Below are 22,318 nucleotides of genomic sequence, written 5' to 3'. Positions count from 1 at the left end.
GACACCCGCCGCCGGTACGGCCCTCACCAGCCGTACGTCCGGGCCGCCTCCTCCAGCAGCTCGCGCAGCCGCAGCGCGTCCGGGGCCAGGGCCGTCACCAGCACGGCCGGGCCGGCCAGCGGGGTGGCCGCCGCGAACTCCCCCAGCACCGCGGCCCGCGGCGGGTCCTGCTCGAACCGCGGGTCCACGACGAGGAGCTGGCCGAGCGCCCGGTGCCCGGCGATCCCGGCCGGGCCGTCCCAGCCGGCCGGGGCGCCGGGCCCGCAGCACAGCTCCTGGTCCAGCAGCGGGCGGCCGCCCCGGGTCACCGTGAGGCGGCTGCGCAGCAGGCCGGGGGCCTCCCCGGCGCGTCCCAGCACCTGTTCCTCGCGCAGCACCAGCCGGGCGGAGGGGGCCAGTTCGGCGCGGGTGGTGACCCGCAGGTCGCTGCCGCGCACCGAGACGAGCGGCTCCGGCAGCCAGCGCACCCGCGACTCCTCGGCCAGCGCCAGCCGTACGTCGTACCGCGCGCTCTCGCCGCTCCGGCCGGGCAGGGCCAGGGTGGCGGCCGCCGAGCGCAGGGCCAGCCGGGCTCCCGGTCCCGCGTCCGCCTCCACCGTGAGGTGGTCGCCGCCGAGGGGCGCGCTCATCGCGCCGACCAGCATCACCCCCGCCTCGGCGCCCTCGCCCCGGACCCGGCGCAGGGCGAGCGGCCCTTCCCCGGCCAGCACGGGCAGGGCGGTGCCGCCGCGCCCGTCGGCGGCCGCGGCGACGCGGGCGGTGGCCCGCAGCCCGGCCGGCGGCGGGGCGGCGGGGGGCGTGACGGCCGGGGGCGCGGCGGTGAGGGGTGCGGCGGTCACCGTACGGCCCAGGCGGCGAGCCGCTCGCGCACCCAGCCGGCCACCGGGGCCACGCCCTCGTCCCCGCGCAGCGACTGGAAGGCGACGGGCAGGTCCCCGCGCTGTTCGGCGGCGTCGCGCGCCATCCGCTCCAGGTCGGAGCCGACGTAGGGGGCGAGGTCGGTCTTGTTGACGACGAGCAGGTCGGCGGTGGTCACCCCGGGGCCGCCCTTGCGCGGGATGTCGTCGCCCCCGGCCACGTCGATGACGAAGATCTGGGCGTCGACCAGGCCCCGGGAGAAGGTGGCGGTCAGGTTGTCGCCGCCGGACTCGACGAGGATCAGGTCGAGGGGGGCGGTCCCCAGGTGGGCCTCCTCCAGTTCCTCCACGGCCTCCAGGTTGGCGGAGATGTCGTCGCGGATGGCGGTGTGCGGGCAGGCTCCGGTCTCGACCGCGCTGATCCGCTCGGGGGGCAGGACCGCCTCGCGGAGCAGGAACTCGGCGTCCTCCCGGGTGTAGATGTCGTTGGTGACGACGGCCATGGACAGTTCGGCGCGCAGGGCCCGGCAGAGCGCGGCGACGGTCGCGGTCTTCCCGGATCCGACGGGTCCGCCCAGTCCGATGCGCAGGGCGCGGCGGCTGCCGTCGGCGCGCAGGGGTGCGGCGCTGTGGGTGTGCCGGTGGGGATAGGTCACGTCGTGGTCGAGGTGCACGGCAGGTCTCCTTGGGGATGGTCCGGGGGGGGTGGGGGTGCCTGCGCTCAGGAGGCGAAGAGGCGTACCGCCCAGTCGGCATGGGCCTCCGCTGCGATCTCCAGCAGCGGCGAGGAGGCCGCGGGCAGCACGTCCGCTCCCTCGGTGCGCGCGAGCAGTGCCGCCTCGGCGGCCCGGGCGGCCACGGCGTCGAGCTCGGAAGCCAGGCCGGCCAGGACGGCGCTCGCCTCGAAGGGGTCGAGTCCCAGCAGCCGCACGGTGGCCGTGGCGGGCCCGCTGACGCTCTCGTACGCCGCCACGTGCGCGGCGTCCAGGGCGCCGAGCCCCGCGGCCCGGGCGGTGACGCCGAGCACCACGGGCTGGTGCGCCCCGCGCGGGAAGGCGGCGGCCAGCGCGTCGAGTTCGACGGCGGGCCAGGTGGCGCGGGCGGCCCGCAGGAGCTGCCGTCCGAGCCGGCGGGCGGCGGCGCGCAGTGCGGGCGAGGGGGTGCGGGCGTCGGCGGCGGCGTCGAGGTCCGCCGGGTCGAGGCCGAGGGCGGCCGCCGCGGCGAGGGCGGCGGCGGTCAGCCCGGCGGTGTGCAGCCGGCCCCGGCAGAACTGTGCCAGGGTGGCGGCGTCGTGGATCCGGCCCGCCTTGCAGGCGGCCTCCGCCCCGCCGGAGTGGGCGTGCCCTCCGGCGGGGAAGCGGCCGTCCGCGAGGACGAGCAGCGCGGCGAGGCTCATCGGGAGCGGCCCTCCATCAGAAGAGGAAGTAGCGCTGTGCCATGGGCAGCTCCGCGGCGGGGGCCGGTTCCACGACCTCGCCGTCGATGCTGACCGTGAAGGTGTCGGCGTCGACCTCGACCCTCGGCATGGCGTCGTTGTTGCGCATGTCCGTCTTGCGCGTGCTTCGGGTGCTCTCGATGGCCGTGAACTGCTTGGCGAGGCCGAGCCGTTCGGGCAGGTGGTCGTCGAGGGCGGCCTGTGAGGTGAAGTTGAGCGAGTTCAGGCCGGGTGCGCGTCCGACGGCTCCGTACATGGGCCGGGGCAGGACGGGCTGGGGGGTGGGGATGGAGGCGTTGGCGTCGCCCATCTGCGCGTACGCGATCTGACCGCCCTTGACGACGACCTCGGGCTTGACGCCGAAGAAGGCCGGGTTCCACAGCACCAGGTCGGCGAGCTTGCCCACCTCGACCGAGCCGATCTCGCGGGCGAGGCCCTGGGCCACGGCGGGGTTGATCGTGTACTTGGCGACGTAGCGGCGGGCCCGGTGGTTGTCGGCGGGGCCGTCACCGGGGAGGAAGCCGCGCCGCTTCTTCATCACGTGGGCGGTCTGCCAGGTGCGCAGCACGACCTCGCCGACCCGGCCCATGGCCTGGGAGTCGGAGGAGATGATGGAGATGGCGCCGAGGTCGTGGAGGACGTCCTCCGCGGCGATGGTGGAGGGCCGGATCCGGGACTCGGCGAAGGCGAGGTCCTCGGGGACGGCCGGGTTGAGGTGGTGGCAGACCATCAGCATGTCGAGGTGCTCCTCGACGGTGTTGACGGTGTGCGGCCGCGTGGGGTTGGTGGAGCTGGGCAGGATGTTCGGCTCGGAGACCACGGTGATGATGTCGGGGGCGTGGCCGCCGCCCGCGCCCTCGGTGTGGTACGAGTGGATGGTCCGTCCGGCGATGGCCGCGAGGGTGTCGCCCACGAAACCGGCCTCGTTGAGGGTGTCGGTGTGGATGGCGACCTGGGTGCCGGTCTCGTCCGCGACGCCCAGGCAGGCGTCGATGACGGCGGGGGTGGCCCCCCAGTCCTCGTGGATCTTGAAGCCGAGGGCGCCGCCGCGCAGCTGGGAGTACATGCCCTCGCGGGACATGGTGTTGCCCTTGCCGAGCAGGCCGATGTTGACGGGGTAGGCCTCCAGCGCGGCGAACATCCGGGCCAGGTGCCAGGGGCCGGGGGTGACGGTGGTGGCCTTGGAGCCCTCGGCGGGTCCGGTGCCGCCGCCGACGAGGGTGGTGATGCCGGAGGCGAGGGCCTCGTCGACGACGGTCGGCGCGATGAAGTGGATGTGGGTGTCGATGGCGCCGGCAGTGACGATCTTCCCGTTGCCGGCGATGATCTCGGTCTCGGGCCCGATGACCAGGGCGGGGTCCACACCGTCCATGGTGTCGGGGTTGCCGGCCTTGCCGATGCCGCAGATGCGGCCGTCGCGGATGCCGACGTCGGCCTTGACGATGCCCCAGTGGTCGAGGACGACCACGCCGGTGATCACCGTGTCGGGGGCGCCCTCGGCACGGGTGGTGCGGGCCTGCCCCATGGACTCGCGGATGACCTTGCCGCCGCCGAAGACGGCCTCGTCGCCGGAGTTGCCGGGTCCCCCGCTGAGGTCCTGCTCGATCTCGACGAAGAGGTCGGTGTCGGCGAGCCGGATCCGGTCGCCCGCGGTGGGGCCGAACAGGTCGGCGTAGGCCTGGCGCGAGATCTCAGCCATCGAGGGGTCCTCCGGTCTCCCCGCGCAGCCCGGGCACGGTGCGCAGTCCGCCGAGCGGTACGAGTTCCACCGCGACCGGGATGCCCGGCTCGAAGCGGACGGCGGTGCCGGCGGCGATGTTCAGGCGCAGGCCGTGGGCGGCCCGCCGGTCGAAGTCGAGGCCGGGGTTGGCTTCGGCGAAGTGGTAGTGGGAGCCGACCTGGACGGGCCGGTCGGCGGCGTTGAGCACGGTGAGGCGGGTGACGGGACGGCCCTCGTTGAGGCGCACGGGACCGTCCCCGTAGGCGATTTCGCCGGGGATCATGAGGTTCGTCCCCTTCAGATGATCGGGTCGTGGACGGTGACGAGCTTGGTTCCGTCGGGGAAGGTCGCCTCGACCTGGACGTCGTGGATCATCTCGGGGATCCCCTCCATGACCTCCGCCCGGGTGAGCACCTCGCGGCCGGACTTCATGAGCTCGGCGACGGTCCGGCCGTCCCGGGCGCCTTCGAGGAGGTGCACGGTGATCAGGGCGATGGCCTCGGGGTGGTTGAGCAGGACCCCGCGCGCCCTGCGCTTCTCGGCCACGTCGGCGGCCACGTGGATCAGCAGTCTCTCTTGTTCGTGTGGTGTCAACTGCACCTGTATCACCAAGCTTCCGGGACATGATCGTCATCGCGCCGTGGCGACGGTATCTGCCGTCAACACTTTGTTGACCTGCGCATATCCATGCCAAGCATGTCTTGCCCAACGCAGAGCGAGGCTTTCCGTCCCGATCACCGGTGCTTTACCGGCGCATGGGAGGCCATTGGCGCAAGCCCGCGGCCACACCCTAGAGCCGGTACTTTTCCGCCGGGTTAACCCACGTTTCCGGCAGGCGCCCGGTTCATCCCTTCGGGGGCCGCGCCCCCGTCTTCGTATACGGCCGCCGGACCCCTGCGGCTCAGCGGCCGGGCGCCGCGCCGGCGGGCGCGCCGGCCGGCCACGGCAGGGAGATCCAGACGGTCTTGCCGCCGTCCTCGGTGGGGCTGACCGACAGCCGGCCGCCCGCCTCCGCCGCCAGCCAGCGGATGATGACCATGCCCCGGCCGTTGTCCTGCTGGACGGCCGCGGGGAGCCGCCGGGGCCAGCGCGGATGGCTGTCGGTCACACCGACGCGCAGCCACTCCTCGCGCTCCAGGCGCAGGTCGACGGTGAAGGTGGGCGACTGCCCGAAGGTGTGCTGGACCGAGTTGGTCGCGAGCTCGGAGACGACCAGGCGCACGGTGTCGGCGGTGTCGGCGTCCTCGGGGAGTCCCCAGTCGCTCAGGACCTGCGCGGCGTAGCGGCGGGCGGCGGCCACCGAGACCGGGTCGCTCGGCAGGGTGACGGATGCTTCCAGCTGATCTGCCATGGCGACGTCCCTTTCCCACCGGGACGGAGCCGCCCCGGTTCTGCGCTGAGCGCCAGAGTGCCATCCATCGTCCCGCCGTTTCCTGCGTTCCCCCAAGATATGCATATATCTGTCGCCCAATGCGGTGAACTCTGCTACGGAAGAGCGTATTTGGACGGCAGACTGGTGCGATCCGCGCCGGTGGAAGGAGAGCGGGTATGCAGCACGGTCCCGCGGTGCGCCGGCGCAAGCTCGGCGAGGAACTGCGCGCACTGCGCGACCGCACCGGCCTCACGAGCGGCGAGGTGGCCCGCATCGTGGGTTGGCACCAGTCGAAGGTCAGCCGGATCGAGACGGGCCGCAGTGGCGTGAAGACGCAGGACATCCGGCTGCTCCTGGACGCCTACGGGGACGTGGTGAGCCCCCAGCAGCGCGCCCTGCTGGAGGCGCTGGGCGCTTCGGCGGCGGGGCCCGCGGCGGGCGGGGAGGAGGCGCGCGGCCGCCAGTGGTGGCACGACTACCGGGGCCTGCTCCCGCAGGAGTACCGGGACTTCATCAGCCTGGAGGCGGGGGCCCGCTCGGCGCGGACGGTGGAACTCTCGGTGGTGCCGGGTCTGTTGCAGACCCCGGAGTACGCGCGGGCCGTGACCCGGGCCGCCCTGGGCGGGCTTCCGGAGCCGAAGGTGGACGCGCTGGTCGACGTACGGCTGGCCCGGCAGGCGGTACTGCGGGCGGATCCCCCGCTGGAGCTGAGCGCCGTGCTCGACGAGGCGGTGCTGCGCCGGCAGATCGGCGGGCCGGGGGTGATGCGGGAGCAGCTGCGGCACCTCGCGGAGGTGGCACGCCTGCCCCAAGTACACCTCCAGGTACTGCCGTTCACTGTGGGGGGCCATCTCGGCCTGACCGGACCGTTCGTCATTTTCTCATTTCCGAACATCGCCGATCTGGATGTGGTGGTGCTCGACCATTTGACGAGTAGCCTCTATCTGGAGCGGAAGGAAGACCTAGAGGCGTACAGCGCCGCGTTCCGCACCATCCAGGCGCACGCCCTCCCGCCCCGTGACTCGTCGGATCTCATCAGCTCACTCGCTGACGACGCGTAAGGAGGCACCCCCGTGTCCGCAACCCCCTTATCCACCAGCGGACTTCTGAACAGCGCGCGGTGGCGGCGGAGCAGCCGCAGCACCGGAATGAACAACTGCGTGGAAGCGGCCGCCCTGAGCGGCGGACTGCTGGCCGTCCGCGACTCCAAGCGGACGGACGGCCCGGCCGTGCTCTTCACCGGGCCGGCCTGGGACGGCTTCCTCGCCTCCGTACGGACGGACGTGCGCGTGTGACGTCCTACCGCTGAACCGGGTCCGTGGCCCCGGCCGGAGCGGTCCGCAGGACCGTGTCGACGGCGCGGCCGATCTCCTCCCCCGTGAGATCCGCCCGGGCCGTCAGCCGCAGCCGGGAGATGCCGTCCGGCACCGACGGCGGACGGAAGCACCCCACGGACAGTCCCTCCTCGCGGCAGTCGGCGGCCCAGCGCAGTGCCGCCGCGGCCGACGGGGCCCGTACCGACACCACGGCCGCGTCCGGCCGGGCCGCGGTCAGGCCGGACGCGGTGAGCCTCCCGTACAGCTCGGCGGCCACCTCCCGGACCCGGACCGCGCGCTGCGGCTCCCGCTCCAGCAGCCGCAGGCCCGCCAGTGCCGCGCCCGCGGCGGCCGGGGCCAGCCCGGTGTCGAAGATGAACGCACGGGCGGTGTTGACCAGGTGCCGGATCACCTTGGCCGGACCCAGGACCGCTCCGCCCTGGCTGCCCAGCGACTTGGAGAGGGTCATCGTCGCGACCACACCGGGCGCGCCCGCGAGCCCGGCGGCGTGCAGGGCGCCCCGGCCCCCCTCGCCCAGGACCCCGAGTCCGTGCGCGTCGTCCACGAGCAGGGCCGCGCCCGCCTCCCGGCAGGCCGCGGCGTACGCGGCGAGCGGGGCGGCGTCCCCGTCGACCGAGAACACCGAGTCGGTCACCAGCAGGGCGCGGCCCCCGTGCCCCGCCAGGACCTTGCGGACCTGTTCCGCGTCCCCGTGCGGGGTCACCTCCACCTCCGCCCTCGAGAGCCGGCAGCCGTCGACGATCGAGGCGTGGTTCCCCGCGTCGGAGACCACCAGGGCGTCCCGGCCGCTCAGCGCGGTCACCGCAGCAAGGTTCGCGGCATATCCGGACGAAAGCACCAGGGCCGCCTCGAAACCGGTGAAAGCGGCCAACTCCCGCTCCAGTTCGGTGTGCAGCTCGGTCGTCCCCGTGACCAGCCGCGATCCGGTGGCCCCCGCACCCCAGCGCTCGGCCGCCGCACAGGCGCCGCGCACGGTCTCGGGGTGCCGCGAGAGGCCGAGGTAGTCGTTGCTCGCGAGGTCCAGGAGGGGCGAGTCGGCGGGGCGCGGGCGCAGGGTCCGCACCAGTCCCGCCTCCTCGCGCCGGCGCTCCGCGCCGTCGATCCAGGCGAAGACGTCCTCGGGTTCCGGGGTGGGCTGGGTCATCGGCGGTCCTCGCGTCGCGTCTCGCGATGTGTCTCGCGTTTTGTCGGCAGTCGACAGATCTGCTCGACCCTATCCGCCCGTGACCCAAGGGGCCGGTGTGGCGATCCACACACTCCCTTCCGGCCATGTTGTCCGTTCTCTCCTTGGCCGGGAGTGGTCGCGTGGGACAGGATCGGGCGCATGGACCTGCTGAACACCCTGGTGGAAAAGGGACTGCGGCGCGAGCTGCCGACCCGCGAGGAGGCGCTCGCCGTTCTGGCGACCTCCGACGACGAACTGCTCGACGTGGTGGCCGCTGCCGGCAAGGTGCGCCGCCAGTGGTTCGGGCGTCGCGTCAAGCTGAACTACCTGGTCAACCTGAAGTCGGGGCTCTGCCCCGAGGACTGCTCGTACTGCTCCCAGCGCCTGGGGTCGAAGGCCGAGATCCTCAAGTACACCTGGCTGAAGCCGGACGAGGCCTCCCAGGCCGCTGCGGCCGGCGTCGCCGGCGGCGCCAAGCGGGTCTGCCTCGTGGCGAGCGGGCGCGGCCCGACCGACCGCGACGTGGCCCGCGTCGGCGAGACGATCGCCGCCATCAAGGAGCAGAACGAGGGCGTGGAGGTCTGCGCCTGTCTGGGGCTGCTCTCCGACGGCCAGGCCGAGAAGCTGCGCGACGCGGGTGCGGATGCCTACAACCACAACCTCAACACCTCCGAGGCCACGTACGGGCAGATCACCAAGACGCACACCTACGCGGACCGCGTCGACACCGTGCAGAAGGCGCACGCGGCGGGCCTGTCGGCCTGCTCCGGCCTGATCGCCGGCATGGGCGAGAGCGACGAGGACCTGGTCGACGTCGTCTTCTCGCTGCGCGAGCTGGACTCGGACTCCGTGCCGGTCAACTTCCTGATCCCCTTCGAGGGCACCCCGCTGGCCAAGGAGTGGAACCTCACCCCCCAGCGCTGCCTGCGGATCCTGGCGATGGTCCGGTTCGTCTGCCCCGACGTCGAGGTCCGGATCGCCGGCGGCCGCGAGGTGCACCTGCGCTCGATGCAGCCGCTCGCGCTGCACGTGGCCAACTCCATCTTCCTCGGCGACTACCTCACCAGTGAGGGCCAGGCCGGCCAGGCCGACCTCGACATGATCGCGGACGCCGGCTTCGAGGTGGAGGGCGCCGGCACCACCACCCTGCCCGCGCACCGGGCGGACGCCGCCGCCGCCGCGGCCGCGGCCGCGGCCCACGCGGGCGGCGTGTGCGGCTCCGCGGCGGGCTCCGGCGGCTGCGGGCCGGCGGCCGACGCCGGGGCCCCCGGCTGCGGTTCGGCCTGCGGCGGCTGCGCCGGGCACGCCACCGGGGCTCCGGCCGAGGTGCGGGCCGAGGCCCCCGCGCAGGCCGAGCCGGGCGAGGTGCGCCCGGACCTGGTGGCGGTGCGCCGCCGCGGAGCGGGGACGGACCTCGCCCCCAATGCGTGACCCGTACCCCCTGCACGACCCGCTCGACCCCGCTTCCGCCACGGCCGGCCTGCTGGCCCTGGACCGGCAGCACGTCTGGCACCCGTACGGCCCGATGCCCGGGCGGCAGGAGACCCTCGTGGTCTCCTCCGCCTCGGGGGTCCGGCTGCGCCTGGCCGCCCCCGCACAGGGGTGCGACGAGCTGGTCGACGGCATGTCCTCCTGGTGGTCGGCCATCCACGGCTACAACCACCCGGTGCTGAACGAGGCGGCCCGCGCCCAGCTGGGCCGGATGTCGCACGTGATGTTCGGCGGGCTCACCCACGAGCCCGCCGTCCGACTGGCCGCCCGGCTCGTCGAGATCACCCCTCCCGGGCTGGAGCACGTCTTCCTCGCCGACTCCGGGTCGGTGTCCGTCGAGGTCGCCGTCAAGATGTGCCTGCAGTACTGGCGTTCGCTGGGCCGGACGGGCAAGACCCGGCTGCTGACCTGGCGCGGCGGCTACCACGGGGACACCTGGCAGCCGATGGCCGTCTGCGACCCCGAGGGCGGCATGCACGAGCTGTGGCAGGGCCACCTGCCCCAGCAGGTCTTCGCGGACGCGCCGCCCGGGGACTTCGACACCCCCGTGGACCCGGAGTACACCGCCCACCTGCGCGCGCTGGTCGCCGCGCACGCGGACGAGCTGGCCGCGGTGATCGTCGAGCCGGTGGTGCAGGGCGCGGGCGGGATGCGCTTCCACAACCCGGGCTACCTGCGGGTGCTGCGCGAGCTGTGCGACGAGTACGGGGTACTGCTGGTCCTGGACGAGATCGCGACGGGCTTCGGCCGCACGGGCGCGCTGTTCGCGGCCGACCACGCGGGCGTGACCCCGGACGTGATGTGCCTCGGCAAGTCCCTGACCGGCGGCTACCTCACGCTCGCCGCCACCCTGTGCACGGAGCGGGTCGCCGAGGGGATCTCGCAGGGCGAGGTCCCGGTGCTGGCGCACGGGCCGACCTTCATGGGCAACCCCCTCGCCACGGCCGTGGCCCTGGCCTCCGTCGACCTGCTGCTCGGCCAGGACTGGGCGGGCGAGGTCGCGCGGATCGGGGCGGGCCTGCGCAAGGGCCTGGCGGAGGCCTCCGGGCAGCCGGAGGTCAAGGACGTACGGGTGCTGGGCGCGATCGGCGTGATCCAGCTCGACCACCCGGTCGACGTCTGGGCCGCCACCCGGGCCGCGGTCCGCGAGGGCGTGTGGCTGCGCCCGTTCCGCGACCTGATCTACACCATGCCGCCGTTCGTCACCGGCGACGCCGATGTCGCCCGTATCTGCCGCGCGGCCGTCGCCGCGGCCCGGGAGGGCTGAGATGTCCGTGATCGTCGTGTCCGGTACGGGCACGGAAATCGGCAAGACGGTGGTCACCTCGGCCATCGCGGCGGCGGCCGTGGCCGCCGGCCGGTCGGTGGCGGTGCTCAAGCCCGCGCAGACCGGGGTGGGACCGGACGAGCCCGGGGACGCGGCCGAGGCCGTACGCCTGGCCGGTCCTGCCGTGACCGCGCTGGAACTGGCCCGCTACCCCGAGCCGCTGGCCCCGGACACCGCCGCGCGGCGCTCCGGGCTGGCGACGATCGGCCCGGAGCGGATCGCCGAGGCGGCCGCCGGTCTGGCGGCGACGCACGACCTGGTGCTGGTGGAGGGCGCGGGCGGGCTGCTGGTCCGCTTCGACGAGGAGGGCCACACCCTGGCCGACGCGGCGCGGCTGCTGGCGGCGCCGGTCCTGGTGGTGGCCCCTGCGGGGCTGGGCACCCTCAACTCCACGGCCCTGACGGCCGAGGCCCTGACCGCGCGGGGGCTGCGCGGGCTCGGCGTGGTGGTGGGCAGCTGGCCCGCCTCCCCCGACCTGGCCTCCCGCTGCAACCTGGCCGACCTGCCGAAGGCCTCCGGCCTCCCGCTGCTGGGCGCCGTCCCCGAGGGCTCCGGCACCCTGGCGCCGCCCGCCTTCCGCGAGGCCGCCCCGGACTGGCTGGCCCCCCGGCTGGACGGGACGTGGTCGCCGGAATCCTTCCTGGCCGCCTGGCCGGCCTGACCCGGGGACCGCAGGGCCAGCCTGACCCGGGGACCGCAGGGCCGGCCCGACCCGGGACCGCAGGGCCGGCCCGAACCGGGACCGCAGGGCCGGCCCGAACCCGGGGAACCGCGGGGCCGGCCTGACCGTGGACCGGCGGGGCCGGCCTGACCCGGGGAACCGCCCGGCCGGCCCGCCCCGGGGACCGCAGGGCCGGTTCGGCACCGGACCGGTTTCGCGGCGGGTCGGGGCGGGGAACAGGCCCCGGTGGGCCCACGCGCTCCGTGTGCCCGCGTGTCAGCCCCCGACCCGCGACCGGAGGCCGCCCTATGCCCGCCCATGCCCCCGATCCCGTCCACCACCCCTGCTTCGCCCGGTTCTACGCCCGCGCCAGCACCGCCGCCGAGACCCGTGCCGGGATCGGGGCGCTGCGCGAGGAGCTCCTGCGGGGGGTGTCGGGCCGCGTCATCGAGATCGGAGCCGGCAACGGCCTGAACTTCGCGCACTACCCGCGCTCCGTGTCCGAGGTCGTCGCCGTCGAACCGGAGCGCACCCTGCGCCGGCTCGCGGCGGCCGCCGCGATGCGCGCCGAGGTGCCGGTGGACCTCGTACCGGGGGTCGCCGAGGCCCTCCCGGTCAAGAGCGAGGCCTTCGACGCCGCCGTCGCCTCGCTGGTGCTGTGCACCGTGCGGAACCTGCCGCGCGCCCTCGGCGAGCTGCACCGCGTGCTGCGTCCCGGCGCGGAGCTGCGTTTCCTGGAGCACGGGATCGCCCCCGGTCCGGGGATGGCCGCCGTCCAGCGGGCGCTCGACCGGACGGTCTGGCCGCGCCTGTTCGGCGGCTGCCACACCGCCCGCGACCCGCTCGCCTCGATCGAGGCGGCCGGCTTCCGGATCGTCTCCCACCGCTCCTTCCGCCTGCCCGAACGCGGCCCGTCGCTCCCCACCTCGTACTGCGTCATCGGCTCGGCCCGCCGCTCCCACGACTAGGCCGTGTCTCCCGGATCCTGCCTGACCCGCGCCGCCCGGCAAGATCCGAAAGCCACGGCCCGGCCGGTGGTGCCCCGGGGAGGCGTGCAGCGCGCCTCCCCGGGACGAGGGGTGGGATCAGGCGGCCGCCAGGCTGATCTGGTCGTTGAAGACGACCCACTTCTGGCCCTGGTCCGCGGAGTCGCAGGGCTTCGTGGAGACGTTCGGGGTGCCCCAGGCGTTGGCGAAGCAGTAGGCCGGGGCGAAGGTCAGGGAGATCTGCTGGCCGGAGACGCTCCAGTACTGCCCCTGGTCATTGGCGTTGCACGGCTTCGTGGTGACCTGCGCGGTGCCCCAGGTGTTGGCCAGACAGTAGCCGCGCGCGTCGGTGAGGGCGATCTGGTTGCCCGAAACGGTCCAGCGCTGGCCCTGGTCGGCGGAGTCGCACGGCTTCGAGGAGACGTTCGGGGTGCCCCAGGCGTTGGCGAGGCAGTACCGGCCGGGGACGGCGGCCTGCTGCACGGCGCTCGCCGCCCCCGCCCCGCCGGCCGGCAGGAGGGAGGCGGTCAGTGCCAGCGCGGCGAGGGCGATGGTCTTGCGGAAGGCGGTTCCCATGATGCGAATTCCGTTCTCGGTGCAGGCCGGCGCGATGGGCGCACGACCGGAATGAGGTTTATTCGGCGCGGATCCGAGCGCAGGGAAATTGATATCAGCAATCACCTGTCGGTCCGCGAAATCTGCCCGTCCGCCACTCGAAACGCGCAGTCCCCGGATCATCCGATGATCAACGATCACGCCTCCCACCAGCACACCGACCCGCACACATCCCCACGCCAGGCCGGAATGAATTCCCTTTCGTCACGCACACGACCGGTCGCTCCCAACCCGCCGAAACGTTCCGGATATAAGGCTTCTCCATACCCGCAGCCGCCGGGTGGACGATATCGAGCCAACATTCTCGGAATAAACGCTTCGGCACCGGGGCGCATGGCCGGAAAAGCCTTGTCCGGCAGCGGGTGGCCCGAACCGGCGACCCCGGATCCCCTCGGGGCGGCGACCGCCGGCCGCGCCCCACGTACCCACTCGGCCACGAGGACGAGCCGTCGGCTTTGCCTTTCCTTTACCATGGGTGCAGAGGTCCTCCCGGCCCCTCGGAAGCCTTCCGAGCCCTCCCGACCCGAAAGGTGTGAGCGTCCGCCCATGGGCGAGCCTCCCGGTCCCCGGCATCCCCGCGCGCGACACCGCGCGGCACCTCCCGTCCTGGCCGATCATGGGACGGAGGTGATCGACCGATGACCGAAGTGCTCCTGCTCGTCGTGGCGCTGCTGCTCTGCCTTGCCTGCGGGGTCTTCGTCGCCGCCGAGTTCTCGCTGACCACCGTCGAGCGCAGCGAGCTCGAGCGGGCCGTGGAGCGCGGCGAGCGGGGCGCGGACAGCGCCCTCGCCGCCGTCCGCAGCCTGACCTTCCAGCTCTCCGGCGCGCAGCTCGGCATCACCGTGACCGGCCTGGTCATCGGCATGATCTCCAAGCCGTCGATCGCCGCCCTGATCTCGGGTCCCCTGGAGGCCATGGGCCTGTCCGCATCGGCCGCCTCCTCCACCGCCCTGGTGCTCGGCACGGCCGTGTCGACCGTGGTGCTGATGGTGGTCGGCGAGCTGGTCCCCAAGAACTGGGCGATCTCCTCCCCCCTGGCCGTCGCCAAGCGCGTGGCGACGATGCAGCGGGTCTTCAGCCGTACCTTCAGACCGCTGATCAGCCACCTCAACAGCACCGCCAACCACCTCGTCCGCCGGTTCGGGCTGGAGCCCGCCGAGGAGCTGGCCTCCGCGCGCAGCCCCGAGGAGCTGGTGGCGCTCGCCCGGCACTCCGCCAAGGCGGGCGCGCTGGAGAAGGACACGGCGGAACTGTTCGTGCGGACCCTGAACCTGGCCGACCTGACCGCCGAGAACGTGATGACCCCGCGGGTACAGGTCACCGCCCTCGACGTGCAGACCACCGCCGAGGACGTGGCCAACGCGACGATGGCCACCGGCCTGTCGCGCTTCCCCGTCTACCGGGGCAGCCTCGACACGGTCGTGGGGACCGTCCACATCAAGGACGTCCTGGCCCTGCCCGCCGAGGAGCGCCGCGGCCACCCCGTCTCGCAGCTGCTGCGCGAGCCCCTGCTCGTACCGGAGTCGCTGACCGTCGACCGGCTGCTGGACCGGTTGTCCGGGAGGCAGACGATGGCCGTGGTGATCGACGAGTACGGGGGCACGGCCGGCGTGGCCACCCTCGAGGACATCGTCGAGGAGGTCGTCGGCGAGGTCCGCGACGAGCACGACCCGCACGAGACCGCCGACCTGGCACCGGCCGGCACGGACGAGTACGGCCGGACCCTGTACTCCGCCGACGGCGCCGCGCGCACCGATCAGCTGCGGCGGATCGGGCTGCGCGTCCCGGAGGGCCCGTACGAGACCCTGGCCGGGCTGATAGCCGCCGAACTGGGCCGGATCCCGGCCGTCGGGGACCGGCTGGAGCTGGACGGCTGGCGTCTGGACGTGGTCGACGCGAGCGGCCGGCGCGCCGCGCGCGTGCTGCTGCACATGCCGACCGAGGTGCCCGGCGACGAGGGCGCGGAGGGGGACCGATGACCGCGATCCAGCTGCTGATCGGCCTGGCGACCCTGGTCGTGAACGCCTTCTTCGTCGGCGCGGAGTTCGCGCTGATCTCGGTCCGGCGCAGCCAGATCGAACCGTACGCCGAGCAGGGCGACCGGCGGGCCCGCGCGGTCGTGTGGGGCCTGGAGCACGTGTCCGCCCTGATGGCGGCGGCCCAGCTGGGCATCACCCTGTGCACCCTGGTGCTGGGCGTGGTGGCCGAGCCGGCCATCGCACACCTGCTGAGCCCGCTCCTCGACGCCGTCGGGGTGCCTGCCGGGGTGACGCACGCGATCTCCTTCGTGATCGCGCTGGCGCTGGCCACCTACCTGCACATGCTGTTCGGCGAGATGGTGCCCAAGAACGTGGCATTGGCCGAGCCGGTGCGCACCGCGCTGCTGCTGGGGCCGCCGCTGGTGGCGATGACCCATGCGCTCAAGCCGGTGATCTTCGCGATCAACGCCTTCGCCAACGTCCTGCTGAAGCTGCTGCGGGTGGACGCGAAGGACGAGGTCGCGGCCACCTTCTCGGACGACGAGCTGGCCAGGATGGTCCAGGACTCCAGCGACGCCGGGCTGATCGACGGCCGGGCGAGCGAGCGGCTGCACGACGCCCTGGAACTGGGGCGGCGGCCCGTCGCCGACGTGGTGCTGCCGGTGGACCGGGTGGTCACGGCCCGGCAGGGCATCACCGCCGACGCGCTGGAGCGGCTCTCGGCCGAGTCGGGCTACTCCCGCTTCCCCGTCGTCGACGGGCAACGGCGGATCCTCGGCTACCTGCACGTCAAGGACGCGCTGGACGCCCTGGAGCGGGACGAGCCCTTCCCGGTGTCGGAGCTGCGCCCGATCGCGCAAGTGCGGGCGGAAACCCCGCTGGACGACGTGCTGACCGCCATGCGGGCCAGCCGTACGCACCTGGCGGCGGTCCTCGGCGCGGACGGGGCCATGACGGGCCTGGTGACGATGGAGGACGTCCTGCGCGAGCTCTTCGGCAGGCCTGCCTCGGCGTAGGCCTCCCCGCAGGTGGCGTCGGGTGGCGGTGTCCCGGCCCTCCGGGGCCGGGATACCGCGCGGTAGCATCGCTGCGCCATGGGGATGAATGCGTCTTACACCAGTTTCGTCGCGGTCGGCGACTCCTTCACCGAGGGAATGTCCGACCTGCTCCCGGACGGCTCCTACCGGGGCTGGGCCGACCTCCTCGCCGCCCGGCTGGCGGCGCGCGAGCCGGACTTCCGCTACGCGAACCTCGCGGTGCGCGGGAAGCTGATCGGGCAGATCGCCGAGGACCAGGCACCGGCCGCGGCGGCGATGTGCGCGGACGTGGTGACCCTGGTGGGCGGACTGAACGACGCCCTGCGCCCCAAGGTGGACATGGGGCGCGTCCGGGCCCACCTGGAGGCCGCGGTGGAACTGCTGGCCCCCTCCTGCGGGCGCCTGGTCCTGATGCGCTCGCCGGGTCGGCACGGTCCGGTGATGGAGCGCTTCCGGCCCCGCATGGAGGAGCTCTTCGGCATCCTGGAGGAGCTCGCCGCCCGCCACGGCGCACTGCTGGTGGACCTGTACGGGGCCCCGGTCCTCGGGGACCCGCGCCTGTGGGACGCCGACCGGCTGCACCTGACGGCCGAGGGGCACCGGCGGGTGGCCGAAGCCGTCTGGCAGGCCCTCGGCCTGCCCGCCGAGGACGACTGGGCGGCCTCCCTGCCGCCGGCCTCCGCCCCGGGGTGGGGCGTGCGGCGCGGCGAGGACCTGCGCTTCGCGAAGCGGCACCTGCTGCCCTGGATCGGCCGCCGGCTGACGGGCCGCTCCTCGGGCGACGGCCGCCCCCCGAAGCGCCCGGAGCTTCTGCCATACGGAACCCCGCCGCCCTTGTAGCAAGCCACAATTGCAGGTGGTGCCCCCACCTGCGTAAACGCACAGCTCGAGCCCCAGTAGAATCCCTACACGTGACAGCCAAGCCCCGCATCCCCAATGTCCTGGCCGGCCGCTACGCCTCCGCGGAGCTCGCCGTCCTGTGGTCCCCCGAGTACAAGGTGACGCTGGAGCGGCGGCTGTGGCTCGCCGTCCTGCGCGCCCAGAAGGACCTCGGCATCGAGGTCCCGGACGCCGCCCTCGCCGACTACGAGCGCGTCCTGGAGACCGTCGACCTCGCCTCCATCGCCGAGCGCGAGAAGGTCACCCGGCACGACGTGAAGGCCCGGATCGAGGAGTTCAACGCCCTCGCCGGCCACGAGCACGTCCACAAGGGCATGACCTCCCGTGACCTCACCGAGAACGTCGAGCAGCTGCAGATCCGGCTCTCGCTGGAGCTGGCCCGCGACCGCACGGTCGCCGTGCTGGCCCGCCTCGGCAAGCTCGCCGGCGAGCACGCCGAGCTGGTCATGGCCGGCCGCTCCCACAACGTCGCCGCGCAGGCGACCACCCTGGGCAAGCGCTTCGCGACCGCCGCCGACGAGCTGCTGGTCGCCTACGACCGCCTTGAGAACCTGCTGGAGCGCTACCCGCTGCGCGGGATCAAGGGCCCGGTCGGCACCGCCCAGGACATGCTCGACCTGCTAGGCGGGGACGCCGCCAAGCTGGCCGACCTGGAGCAGCGCATCGCCGCCCACCTCGGCTTCTCCCAGGCCTTCACCTCGGTCGGCCAGGTCTACCCCCGCTCCCTCGACTACGACGTGGTCACCGCCCTGGTGCAGCTGGCCGCCGCCCCGTCGTCGATCGCGAAGACCATCCGCCTCATGGCCGGCCACGAGCTGGTCACCGAGGGCTTCAAGCCCGGCCAGGTCGGCTCCTCCGCCATGCCGCACAAGATGAACACCCGCTCCTGCGAGCGCGTGAACGGCCTGATGGTCATCCTGCGCGGCTACGCCTCGATGACCGGCGAGCTGGCCGGCGACCAGTGGAACGAGGGCGACGTCTCCTGCTCCGTGGTCCGCCGGGTGGCCCTGCCGGACGCCTTCTTCGCCTTCGACGGCCTGCTGGAGACGTTCCTGACGGTCCTCGACGAGTTCGGCGCCTTCCCGGCCGTCGTGGCCCGCGAGCTGGACCGCTACCTGCCGTTCCTCGCGACCACCAAGGTGCTGATGGGCGCGGTGCGGGCCGGCGTGGGCCGCGAGGCCGCGCACGAGGTCATCAAGGAGCACGCCGTCGCCTCCGCCCTGGCCATGCGCGAGCAGGGCGCCGAGCGCAACGAGCTCCTCGACAAGCTCGCGGCCGACGACCGGATGCCGCTGGACCGCACGCAGCTGGACGCCCTGATGGCCGACAAGCTGTCCTTCACGGGCGCCGCGGGCGACCAGGTCGCGAGCGTGGTCTCCCGTATCGAGGCCATCGCCAAGGAGCACCCGGAAGCCGCCGGCTACGCCCCCGGGTCGATCCTCTGACCCCCGAAGAGCTCGAAGCCGCCCGCGACCGCGTCCTCCCGGACGTGGTCGCGGGCGGTCTGCGTGTGCTGTTCTGCGGTATCAACCCGGGCCTCCTCTCCGCCGCGACGGGCCACCACTTCGCCCGCCCCGGCAACCGCTTCTGGCCGGTCCTGCACCTGTCCGGCTTCACCCCCCGCCTGCTGGCCCCCGCCGAACAGCAGGAGCTGCTCTCCTACCGCCTCGGCATCACCAACGTCGTCGCCCGGGCCACCGCCCGCGCCGACGAGCTGAGCTCCGAGGAGTTCCGCGAGGGCGGGCGGATCCTGACGGCGAAGGTGGAACGGCTGCGCCCCCAGTGGCTGGCCGTGGTCGGCATCACCGCCTACCGCACCGCCTTCCACGAGCCGAAGGCCGTCATCGGCCCCCAGGAGCGCACCATCGGTACCACCCGGATCTGGGCGCTGCCCAACCCGAGCGGCCTCAACGCCCACTGGACCGCCGCGTCCATGGCCGAGGAGTTCGCCCGCCTCCGCGAGGCCTCGGAAGAGCTCTAGGGCGGGTCGACCACGGTGATCCCCGCCATGAGCAGGTAGGGGAACTCCTTGTCCCACTGGGCGACGTACACCACCAGCCACTGCTCCCCGACCCGCCACAGGTGTACGTGGTCGGTGGTGTTGCAGACCTCGTCCCAGGGCTCCGGTATCTCCTCCCCGGCGAACCCCCGGTCCAGCAGGGAGCCCACGGCGAAGACCTGGGGCTCGCCCCACCGGCCGGTCAGGGCCTGGGTCAGCGCCCCGTACTCGGCGGCGATCTGGTCGGCCGCCTCGTCCCGGCCCGAACCGTCGTCGTCCCAGAAGTCCCGGGTCCGGCTCAGCGGGACGATGTGGTGGCCGGGGCCTGCGCTGCGCCCTTCGATGCCCGCCGGTTCGGCCGGGAAGGCCTCGGCGCGGAGCCGGTCGATCGTGTCGAGGTGCTCTCCCGTGGTCATGGCGTCAGTATCGCGGCGGGCACTGACAACTGGCCCTGTGTCAGGCCGCCCTGCGCCGCACCGCCACCCAGCCGCCGGCCAGGGCCGCGCCGGCCCACAGGGCCAGGACGCCCAGGCCGCTCCACGGCCCGAGCCGCCCGTCCGTGGCGCCGTGCATGACCAGCTGTCCGGCCCGGTCCGGCAGGAACTCGGCCACGCCGCCGGTGGCCGCGCCGACGATGAAGGACACCATCAGCACGAAGGGTATGAGCAGGCTCAGTACGAGCGCTCCGCTGCGGAGCAGGGCGGTCAGTCCGGCAGCGAACAGGGTGATCAGAGTGAGGTAGAGGCCACTGCCGACGACCGCGCGGTAGGTGCCCGGATCGCCGAGGCGGAGGGCGTGCGAGCCCATGAAGGCCTGGCCGGCGACGAAGGTGAGGAGGCCGGTGATCTGGCCTACGACGAGGGCGAGTCCGCCGATCACCGCCATCTTCGAGAGGTAGAAGCGGGTGCGGCTCGGCACCGCCGCCAGCGAGGTGCGCAGGGCGCCGTTGTGGAACTCGGCCGACAGGGCGGTCGTGCCGAAGGCCATGGCCGCGACCTGGCCCCAGATGATGCCGTAGGAGGAAGCGAAGAGGGGGTCGTCCCCCAGGGCGCCTCCGTCGGCCTCGCCCGTCGCGGCGGCGGCCAGCGCCTGGATGCCGACCGACAGGGCCAGGATGGTGATCAGCGCCGCCGTGCTGCCGCGAAGGGACCGTATCTTGATCCATTCCGAGTGCAGGACGGGGCGGGTGGGCAGAGCGGTGCTCATGGCGGTGCCTCCTTCGGTGCGGGGGGTCAGTGGGTGGCGGCGAACTGGGCGTGTTCTGCGGTCAGATCGAGGTAGGCCTGCTCCAGCGAGGCCCGCTCGTCGGCGAGTTCCAGCACGGGTATGCCCTCCCCGGCCGCGAGCCGGCCGAGCCGCTCGGCCTGTATGCCCTCGACCGTCCAGCGCCCGCCTTCGGCGTCGGCCAGCTCGAACCCCTCGCGGGCCAGGGCTTCCCGGAGCCGGGCCGGCTCGGAGGTGCGCAACCTCACCCGCGGGCTGCTGCGGGCGTCGATGAACTCCTCCATCGACGTGTCGGCCAGCAGCCGGCCGCGCCCGAGGACGACGAGGTGGTCGGCGAAGGCGGCCGTCTCCGACATCAGGTGGCTGGAGACGAGGACCGTGCGGCCGTCATCGGCCATCTCGCGCAGCAGCTCGCGGATCCAGACGATCCCCTCGGGGTCGAGGCCGTTGGTGGGCTCGTCCAGGAGCAGGACCTCCGGGTCGCCCAGCAGGGCCGAGGCGATGCCCAGCCGCTGGCGCATGCCGAGGGAGAAGGACTTGATCCGCCGGCCGGCCACCGAGGCGATGCCGGCCTGCTCCATCACCGCCTCCACCCGGCTCGCCGGGATGCGGGCGGCCGCCGCCAGCATGCGCAGGTGGTCCCGCGCGGTCCGTCCTCCGTGCGCCGCCTGGGCGTCGAGGAGCGCCCCGACGCGGCGCAGCGGATCCCGGAGGTCGTGGTAGCGCTCTCCGCCGATGGTGGCCGTGCCCGAGGTCGGGCGGTCCAGGCCGAGCAGCAGGCGCATCGTGGTCGACTTCCCGGCGCCGTTGGGCCCGAGGAAGCCGGTGACCCGTCCGGGTACGACGTCGAAGGTGAGGTGGTCCACCGCCGGGGAAGGACCGTATGCCTTGGTCAGTTCGCGGAACTCGATGCTGTTCATGGCTCAAGACTCCGCGCCGGCCGCTCCCCCTCCCTCCCCCGTGCGGGGGTCCCGTCTCCCCCGTACGGGGGAGACGCCCGGTGACCGGGCGCTGCGACCATGAGGGCATGTACCGACGACTCCTGCGCGCTCCGCTCCGACCGGTGACCTACTCGCGCTGGCTGCACCTGTGCGTACCCGTGCTGCTGCTGGCCATATGGCTGTTCATAGCGCCCGAGATGCCGTGGATGCCGCTGTTGATCGTCGTGCCGCTCGGCTTCGTGCCCTGGGTCAGGACGGCCGAGGGGCTCCAGGCCCAGTTCCTGCTCGCCCCCTACGAGCGCGACGGGCCCGACGGCACGATAAGCGCGGAGCCGTCCGCACGCTGGGGGGACCGCTGGCGGACGCTGGTGTGGCTGGAGACCAGGATGCTCTTCGCCTCGGTCGCCCTCTCGGTCACGGTCTGGCTGCCGGTCACCACCGTCGACCTCATCGGGTTCGCCCTCGGAGCCGGACCGAACGAGGACCTGGACTGGCTGCTGCCGTCCCCGCTCTCCCCGTGGGTCGCGCTGCTGCTGGCGCCCCTGCCGCTGGTCCTGCTCATGGTGATCGTGGTCCTGCTCGGCGAGCTCATCACCCTGGTGGCGGGGCTGCTACTGGGTCCGTCGGCGGCCGAGCGGCTCACCGCGCTGGAGGCGCGCACGGAGCAGCTGTTGGAACGGACCCGGATCGCGCGGGAGCTGCACGACTCGATCGGGCACGCCCTCACGGTGGCGGTGGTCCAGGCCGGGGCCGCGCGGGCCGCCGGCGACCCCGAGTTCACCGCCCGCGCGCTCAGCGCGATCGAGGAGACGGGCCGGGCCGCGCTGGAGGACCTGGAGCGGGTGCTGCTGGTGCTGCGCGAGTCGCCGCAGCCGGCGTCGCAGCGGCCGACCCTGGCGGAGGCGGACCGGCTGCTGGAGTCGGCCCGCGCCTCCGGGGCCGCGGTGGACGCCGAACTGACGGGCCCGTTGGAGAAGTTGCCCGGCCCCGTCACCCGGGAGGGGTACCGGATCCTCCAGGAGGCGCTCACGAACGTGCTGCGGCACTGCGGTCCCGTTCCGGTCCGCGTCCGGGTCGGGATGGCCGACGGCCGACTGGAGCTGGAGGTGACGAACCCGCTGCCGGAGCGCCCCTCCGTCAGCACGGGCGCGGGAAGCGGCCTGCGCGGGATGCGGGAGCGGGCCTCACTGCTCGGCGGCGAGGCCGAAACCGGTCCCCACGCGGGCGGTTGGCGGGTGCGCGCGCGGCTTCCGCTGGAGCGAATACGCTGAC

The 22,318-nt window shown here is 73.6% G+C and carries 24 protein-coding genes; 12 read left to right on the top strand and 12 right to left on the bottom strand.

What is annotated here, in order from left to right:
• Nucleotides 1-23: 23 nt before the first annotated feature.
• The 7 genes from AB0469_RS28130 to AB0469_RS28100 form a co-directional block, all read right to left on the bottom strand.
• On the bottom strand, nucleotides 24-770 hold the full coding sequence (locus tag AB0469_RS28130) for an urease accessory protein UreD (RefSeq protein ID WP_366454298.1): 747 nt from the start codon (nucleotides 768-770) through the stop codon (nucleotides 24-26).
• A 65-nt stretch (nucleotides 771-835) separates the two neighbouring features.
• Nucleotides 836-1,531 (bottom strand): urease accessory protein UreG, encoded by a 696-nt coding sequence (ureG, locus tag AB0469_RS28125; RefSeq protein ID WP_366454247.1) that lies wholly within the window; start codon nucleotides 1,529-1,531, stop codon nucleotides 836-838.
• A gap of 47 nt (nucleotides 1,532-1,578) precedes the next feature.
• Complete coding sequence (locus AB0469_RS28120) at nucleotides 1,579-2,253, bottom strand: urease accessory UreF family protein (RefSeq protein WP_366454246.1); 675 nt, start codon at nucleotides 2,251-2,253, stop codon at nucleotides 1,579-1,581.
• A gap of 16 nt (nucleotides 2,254-2,269) precedes the next feature.
• Nucleotides 2,270-3,991 (bottom strand): urease subunit alpha, encoded by a 1,722-nt coding sequence (locus AB0469_RS28115; protein ID WP_366454245.1) that lies wholly within the window; start codon nucleotides 3,989-3,991, stop codon nucleotides 2,270-2,272.
• A complete protein-coding gene (locus tag AB0469_RS28110; protein ID WP_042809350.1) occupies nucleotides 3,984-4,295 on the bottom strand; it encodes an urease subunit beta in 312 nt (103 codons plus the stop codon). The genes AB0469_RS28115 and AB0469_RS28110 overlap by 8 nt, the downstream gene beginning before the upstream one ends.
• A gap of 14 nt (nucleotides 4,296-4,309) precedes the next feature.
• Nucleotides 4,310-4,612, bottom strand: coding sequence for an urease subunit gamma (locus tag AB0469_RS28105; RefSeq protein WP_042809357.1), 303 nt, complete (start codon nucleotides 4,610-4,612; stop codon nucleotides 4,310-4,312).
• Between the two features lie 301 nt (nucleotides 4,613-4,913).
• Complete coding sequence (locus AB0469_RS28100; RefSeq protein ID WP_366454243.1) at nucleotides 4,914-5,363, bottom strand: ATP-binding protein; 450 nt, start codon at nucleotides 5,361-5,363, stop codon at nucleotides 4,914-4,916.
• Nucleotides 5,364-5,560: 197 nt separating this feature from the next.
• On the opposite strand from AB0469_RS28100, the gene AB0469_RS28095 reads away from it, so the two are divergent.
• Together AB0469_RS28095 and AB0469_RS28090 are read left to right on the top strand one after the other, a co-directional pair.
• A complete protein-coding gene (locus AB0469_RS28095) occupies nucleotides 5,561-6,445 on the top strand; it encodes a helix-turn-helix transcriptional regulator (RefSeq protein WP_366454242.1) in 885 nt (294 codons plus the stop codon).
• Between the two features lie 12 nt (nucleotides 6,446-6,457).
• Nucleotides 6,458-6,679, top strand: coding sequence for a DUF397 domain-containing protein (locus AB0469_RS28090; RefSeq protein ID WP_042809353.1), 222 nt, complete (start codon nucleotides 6,458-6,460; stop codon nucleotides 6,677-6,679).
• 4 nt (nucleotides 6,680-6,683) lie between these two features.
• Here AB0469_RS28090 and AB0469_RS28085 read toward each other — a convergent pair whose 3' ends face one another.
• Nucleotides 6,684-7,865 (bottom strand): 8-amino-7-oxononanoate synthase, encoded by a 1,182-nt coding sequence (locus AB0469_RS28085; RefSeq protein ID WP_366454241.1) that lies wholly within the window; start codon nucleotides 7,863-7,865, stop codon nucleotides 6,684-6,686.
• A gap of 180 nt (nucleotides 7,866-8,045) precedes the next feature.
• Between AB0469_RS28085 and bioB the strand changes: the two genes are divergently transcribed.
• The 4 genes from bioB (at nucleotide 8,046) to AB0469_RS28065 (ending at nucleotide 12,333) form a co-directional block, all read left to right on the top strand.
• Entirely contained in the window at nucleotides 8,046-9,317 is a 1,272-nt protein-coding gene (gene bioB / locus AB0469_RS28080) for a biotin synthase BioB (RefSeq protein ID WP_366454240.1), read from the top strand.
• Nucleotides 9,310-10,644: an adenosylmethionine--8-amino-7-oxononanoate transaminase gene (locus AB0469_RS28075; RefSeq protein WP_366454239.1), complete on the top strand. Its 1,335-nt coding sequence runs from the start codon at nucleotides 9,310-9,312 to the stop codon at nucleotides 10,642-10,644. Before bioB ends, AB0469_RS28075 begins: the two co-directional genes overlap by 8 nt.
• A 1-nt stretch (nucleotide 10,645) precedes the next feature.
• Nucleotides 10,646-11,365 (top strand): dethiobiotin synthase, encoded by a 720-nt coding sequence (bioD, locus tag AB0469_RS28070; RefSeq protein ID WP_366454238.1) that lies wholly within the window; start codon nucleotides 10,646-10,648, stop codon nucleotides 11,363-11,365.
• Between the two features lie 308 nt (nucleotides 11,366-11,673).
• Nucleotides 11,674-12,333: a class I SAM-dependent methyltransferase gene (locus tag AB0469_RS28065; protein ID WP_366454237.1), complete on the top strand. Its 660-nt coding sequence runs from the start codon at nucleotides 11,674-11,676 to the stop codon at nucleotides 12,331-12,333.
• 117 nt (nucleotides 12,334-12,450) lie between these two features.
• Here AB0469_RS28065 and AB0469_RS28060 read toward each other — a convergent pair whose 3' ends face one another.
• Nucleotides 12,451-12,927, bottom strand: coding sequence for a ricin-type beta-trefoil lectin domain protein (locus tag AB0469_RS28060; RefSeq protein WP_366454236.1), 477 nt, complete (start codon nucleotides 12,925-12,927; stop codon nucleotides 12,451-12,453).
• 677 nt (nucleotides 12,928-13,604) lie between these two features.
• On the opposite strand from AB0469_RS28060, the gene AB0469_RS28055 reads away from it, so the two are divergent.
• The 5 genes from AB0469_RS28055 (at nucleotide 13,605) to mug (ending at nucleotide 18,863) form a co-directional block, all read left to right on the top strand.
• Nucleotides 13,605-14,945, top strand: coding sequence for a hemolysin family protein (locus AB0469_RS28055; RefSeq protein WP_366454235.1), 1,341 nt, complete (start codon nucleotides 13,605-13,607; stop codon nucleotides 14,943-14,945).
• Complete coding sequence (locus AB0469_RS28050) at nucleotides 14,942-15,961, top strand: hemolysin family protein (protein ID WP_366454234.1); 1,020 nt, start codon at nucleotides 14,942-14,944, stop codon at nucleotides 15,959-15,961. The genes AB0469_RS28055 and AB0469_RS28050 overlap by 4 nt, the downstream gene beginning before the upstream one ends.
• 78 nt (nucleotides 15,962-16,039) lie before the next feature.
• The gene (locus AB0469_RS28045) at nucleotides 16,040-16,822 is read left to right on the top strand and encodes an SGNH/GDSL hydrolase family protein (RefSeq protein ID WP_366454233.1); all 783 of its coding nucleotides are present in this window, start codon (nucleotides 16,040-16,042) and stop codon (nucleotides 16,820-16,822) included.
• Between the two features lie 71 nt (nucleotides 16,823-16,893).
• Nucleotides 16,894-18,327 (top strand): adenylosuccinate lyase, encoded by a 1,434-nt coding sequence (gene purB / locus AB0469_RS28040; RefSeq protein WP_366454232.1) that lies wholly within the window; start codon nucleotides 16,894-16,896, stop codon nucleotides 18,325-18,327.
• Nucleotides 18,324-18,863, top strand: coding sequence for a G/U mismatch-specific DNA glycosylase (mug, locus tag AB0469_RS28035; protein ID WP_366454297.1), 540 nt, complete (start codon nucleotides 18,324-18,326; stop codon nucleotides 18,861-18,863). Before purB ends, mug begins: the two co-directional genes overlap by 4 nt.
• On the opposite strand, the gene AB0469_RS28030 is transcribed toward mug, so the two are convergent.
• Genes AB0469_RS28030 through AB0469_RS28020 form a run of 3 tightly spaced genes read right to left on the bottom strand, consistent with a single transcriptional unit; the run spans nucleotide 18,860 to nucleotide 21,025 of the window.
• Nucleotides 18,860-19,297: a hypothetical protein gene (locus AB0469_RS28030; RefSeq protein WP_366454231.1), complete on the bottom strand. Its 438-nt coding sequence runs from the start codon at nucleotides 19,295-19,297 to the stop codon at nucleotides 18,860-18,862. The two genes, mug and AB0469_RS28030, sit on opposite strands and share 4 nt — an antisense overlap.
• A gap of 40 nt (nucleotides 19,298-19,337) precedes the next feature.
• Entirely contained in the window at nucleotides 19,338-20,087 is a 750-nt protein-coding gene (locus AB0469_RS28025; protein ID WP_366454230.1) for an ABC transporter permease, read from the bottom strand.
• Between the two features lie 26 nt (nucleotides 20,088-20,113).
• A complete protein-coding gene (locus AB0469_RS28020) occupies nucleotides 20,114-21,025 on the bottom strand; it encodes an ATP-binding cassette domain-containing protein (protein WP_366454229.1) in 912 nt (303 codons plus the stop codon).
• 107 nt (nucleotides 21,026-21,132) lie between these two features.
• On the opposite strand from AB0469_RS28020, the gene AB0469_RS28015 reads away from it, so the two are divergent.
• Nucleotides 21,133-22,317 carry a histidine kinase gene (locus tag AB0469_RS28015; protein WP_366454228.1) on the top strand — a complete coding sequence of 395 codons (1,185 nt, stop codon included), beginning with the start codon at nucleotides 21,133-21,135 and terminating at the stop codon, nucleotides 22,315-22,317.
• The last annotated feature ends 1 nt before the right edge of the window (nucleotide 22,318 follow it).

Origin of the sequence: Streptomyces sp. NPDC093801 (assembly GCF_040701585.1) — a bacterium.
Classification (GTDB): Bacteria; Actinomycetota; Actinomycetes; order Streptomycetales; family Streptomycetaceae; genus Streptomyces.
Note: the sequence above shows the minus strand (reverse complement) of the source record. Positions and strands in the feature narration are given on the sequence as shown.

Bases quoted from the DNA above. Each gene is read 5' to 3' on its own strand.
- AB0469_RS28120 (WP_366454246.1), bottom strand. From the start codon at position 2,253: ATGAGCCTCGCCGCGCTGCTCGTCCTCGCGGACGGCCGCTTCCCCGCC.
- AB0469_RS28115 (WP_366454245.1), bottom strand. From the start codon at position 3,991: ATGGCTGAGATCTCGCGCCAGGCCTACGCCGACCTGTTCGGCCCCACC.
- AB0469_RS28110 (WP_042809350.1), bottom strand. From the start codon at position 4,295: ATGATCCCCGGCGAAATCGCCTACGGGGACGGTCCCGTGCGCCTCAAC.
- AB0469_RS28100 (WP_366454243.1), bottom strand. From the start codon at position 5,363: ATGGCAGATCAGCTGGAAGCATCCGTCACCCTGCCGAGCGACCCGGTC.
- AB0469_RS28095 (WP_366454242.1), top strand. From the start codon at position 5,561: ATGCAGCACGGTCCCGCGGTGCGCCGGCGCAAGCTCGGCGAGGAACTG.
- AB0469_RS28085 (WP_366454241.1), bottom strand. From the start codon at position 7,865: ATGACCCAGCCCACCCCGGAACCCGAGGACGTCTTCGCCTGGATCGAC.
- bioB (WP_366454240.1), top strand. From the start codon at position 8,046: ATGGACCTGCTGAACACCCTGGTGGAAAAGGGACTGCGGCGCGAGCTG.
- AB0469_RS28075 (WP_366454239.1), top strand. From the start codon at position 9,310: ATGCGTGACCCGTACCCCCTGCACGACCCGCTCGACCCCGCTTCCGCC.
- bioD (WP_366454238.1), top strand. From the start codon at position 10,646: ATGTCCGTGATCGTCGTGTCCGGTACGGGCACGGAAATCGGCAAGACG.
- AB0469_RS28065 (WP_366454237.1), top strand. From the start codon at position 11,674: ATGCCCGCCCATGCCCCCGATCCCGTCCACCACCCCTGCTTCGCCCGG.
- AB0469_RS28060 (WP_366454236.1), bottom strand. From the start codon at position 12,927: ATGGGAACCGCCTTCCGCAAGACCATCGCCCTCGCCGCGCTGGCACTG.
- AB0469_RS28055 (WP_366454235.1), top strand. From the start codon at position 13,605: ATGACCGAAGTGCTCCTGCTCGTCGTGGCGCTGCTGCTCTGCCTTGCC.
- AB0469_RS28050 (WP_366454234.1), top strand. From the start codon at position 14,942: ATGACCGCGATCCAGCTGCTGATCGGCCTGGCGACCCTGGTCGTGAAC.
- AB0469_RS28045 (WP_366454233.1), top strand. From the start codon at position 16,040: ATGGGGATGAATGCGTCTTACACCAGTTTCGTCGCGGTCGGCGACTCC.
- AB0469_RS28030 (WP_366454231.1), bottom strand. From the start codon at position 19,297: ATGACCACGGGAGAGCACCTCGACACGATCGACCGGCTCCGCGCCGAG.
- AB0469_RS28025 (WP_366454230.1), bottom strand. From the start codon at position 20,087: ATGAGCACCGCTCTGCCCACCCGCCCCGTCCTGCACTCGGAATGGATC.
- AB0469_RS28020 (WP_366454229.1), bottom strand. From the start codon at position 21,025: ATGAACAGCATCGAGTTCCGCGAACTGACCAAGGCATACGGTCCTTCC.
- AB0469_RS28015 (WP_366454228.1), top strand. From the start codon at position 21,133: ATGTACCGACGACTCCTGCGCGCTCCGCTCCGACCGGTGACCTACTCG.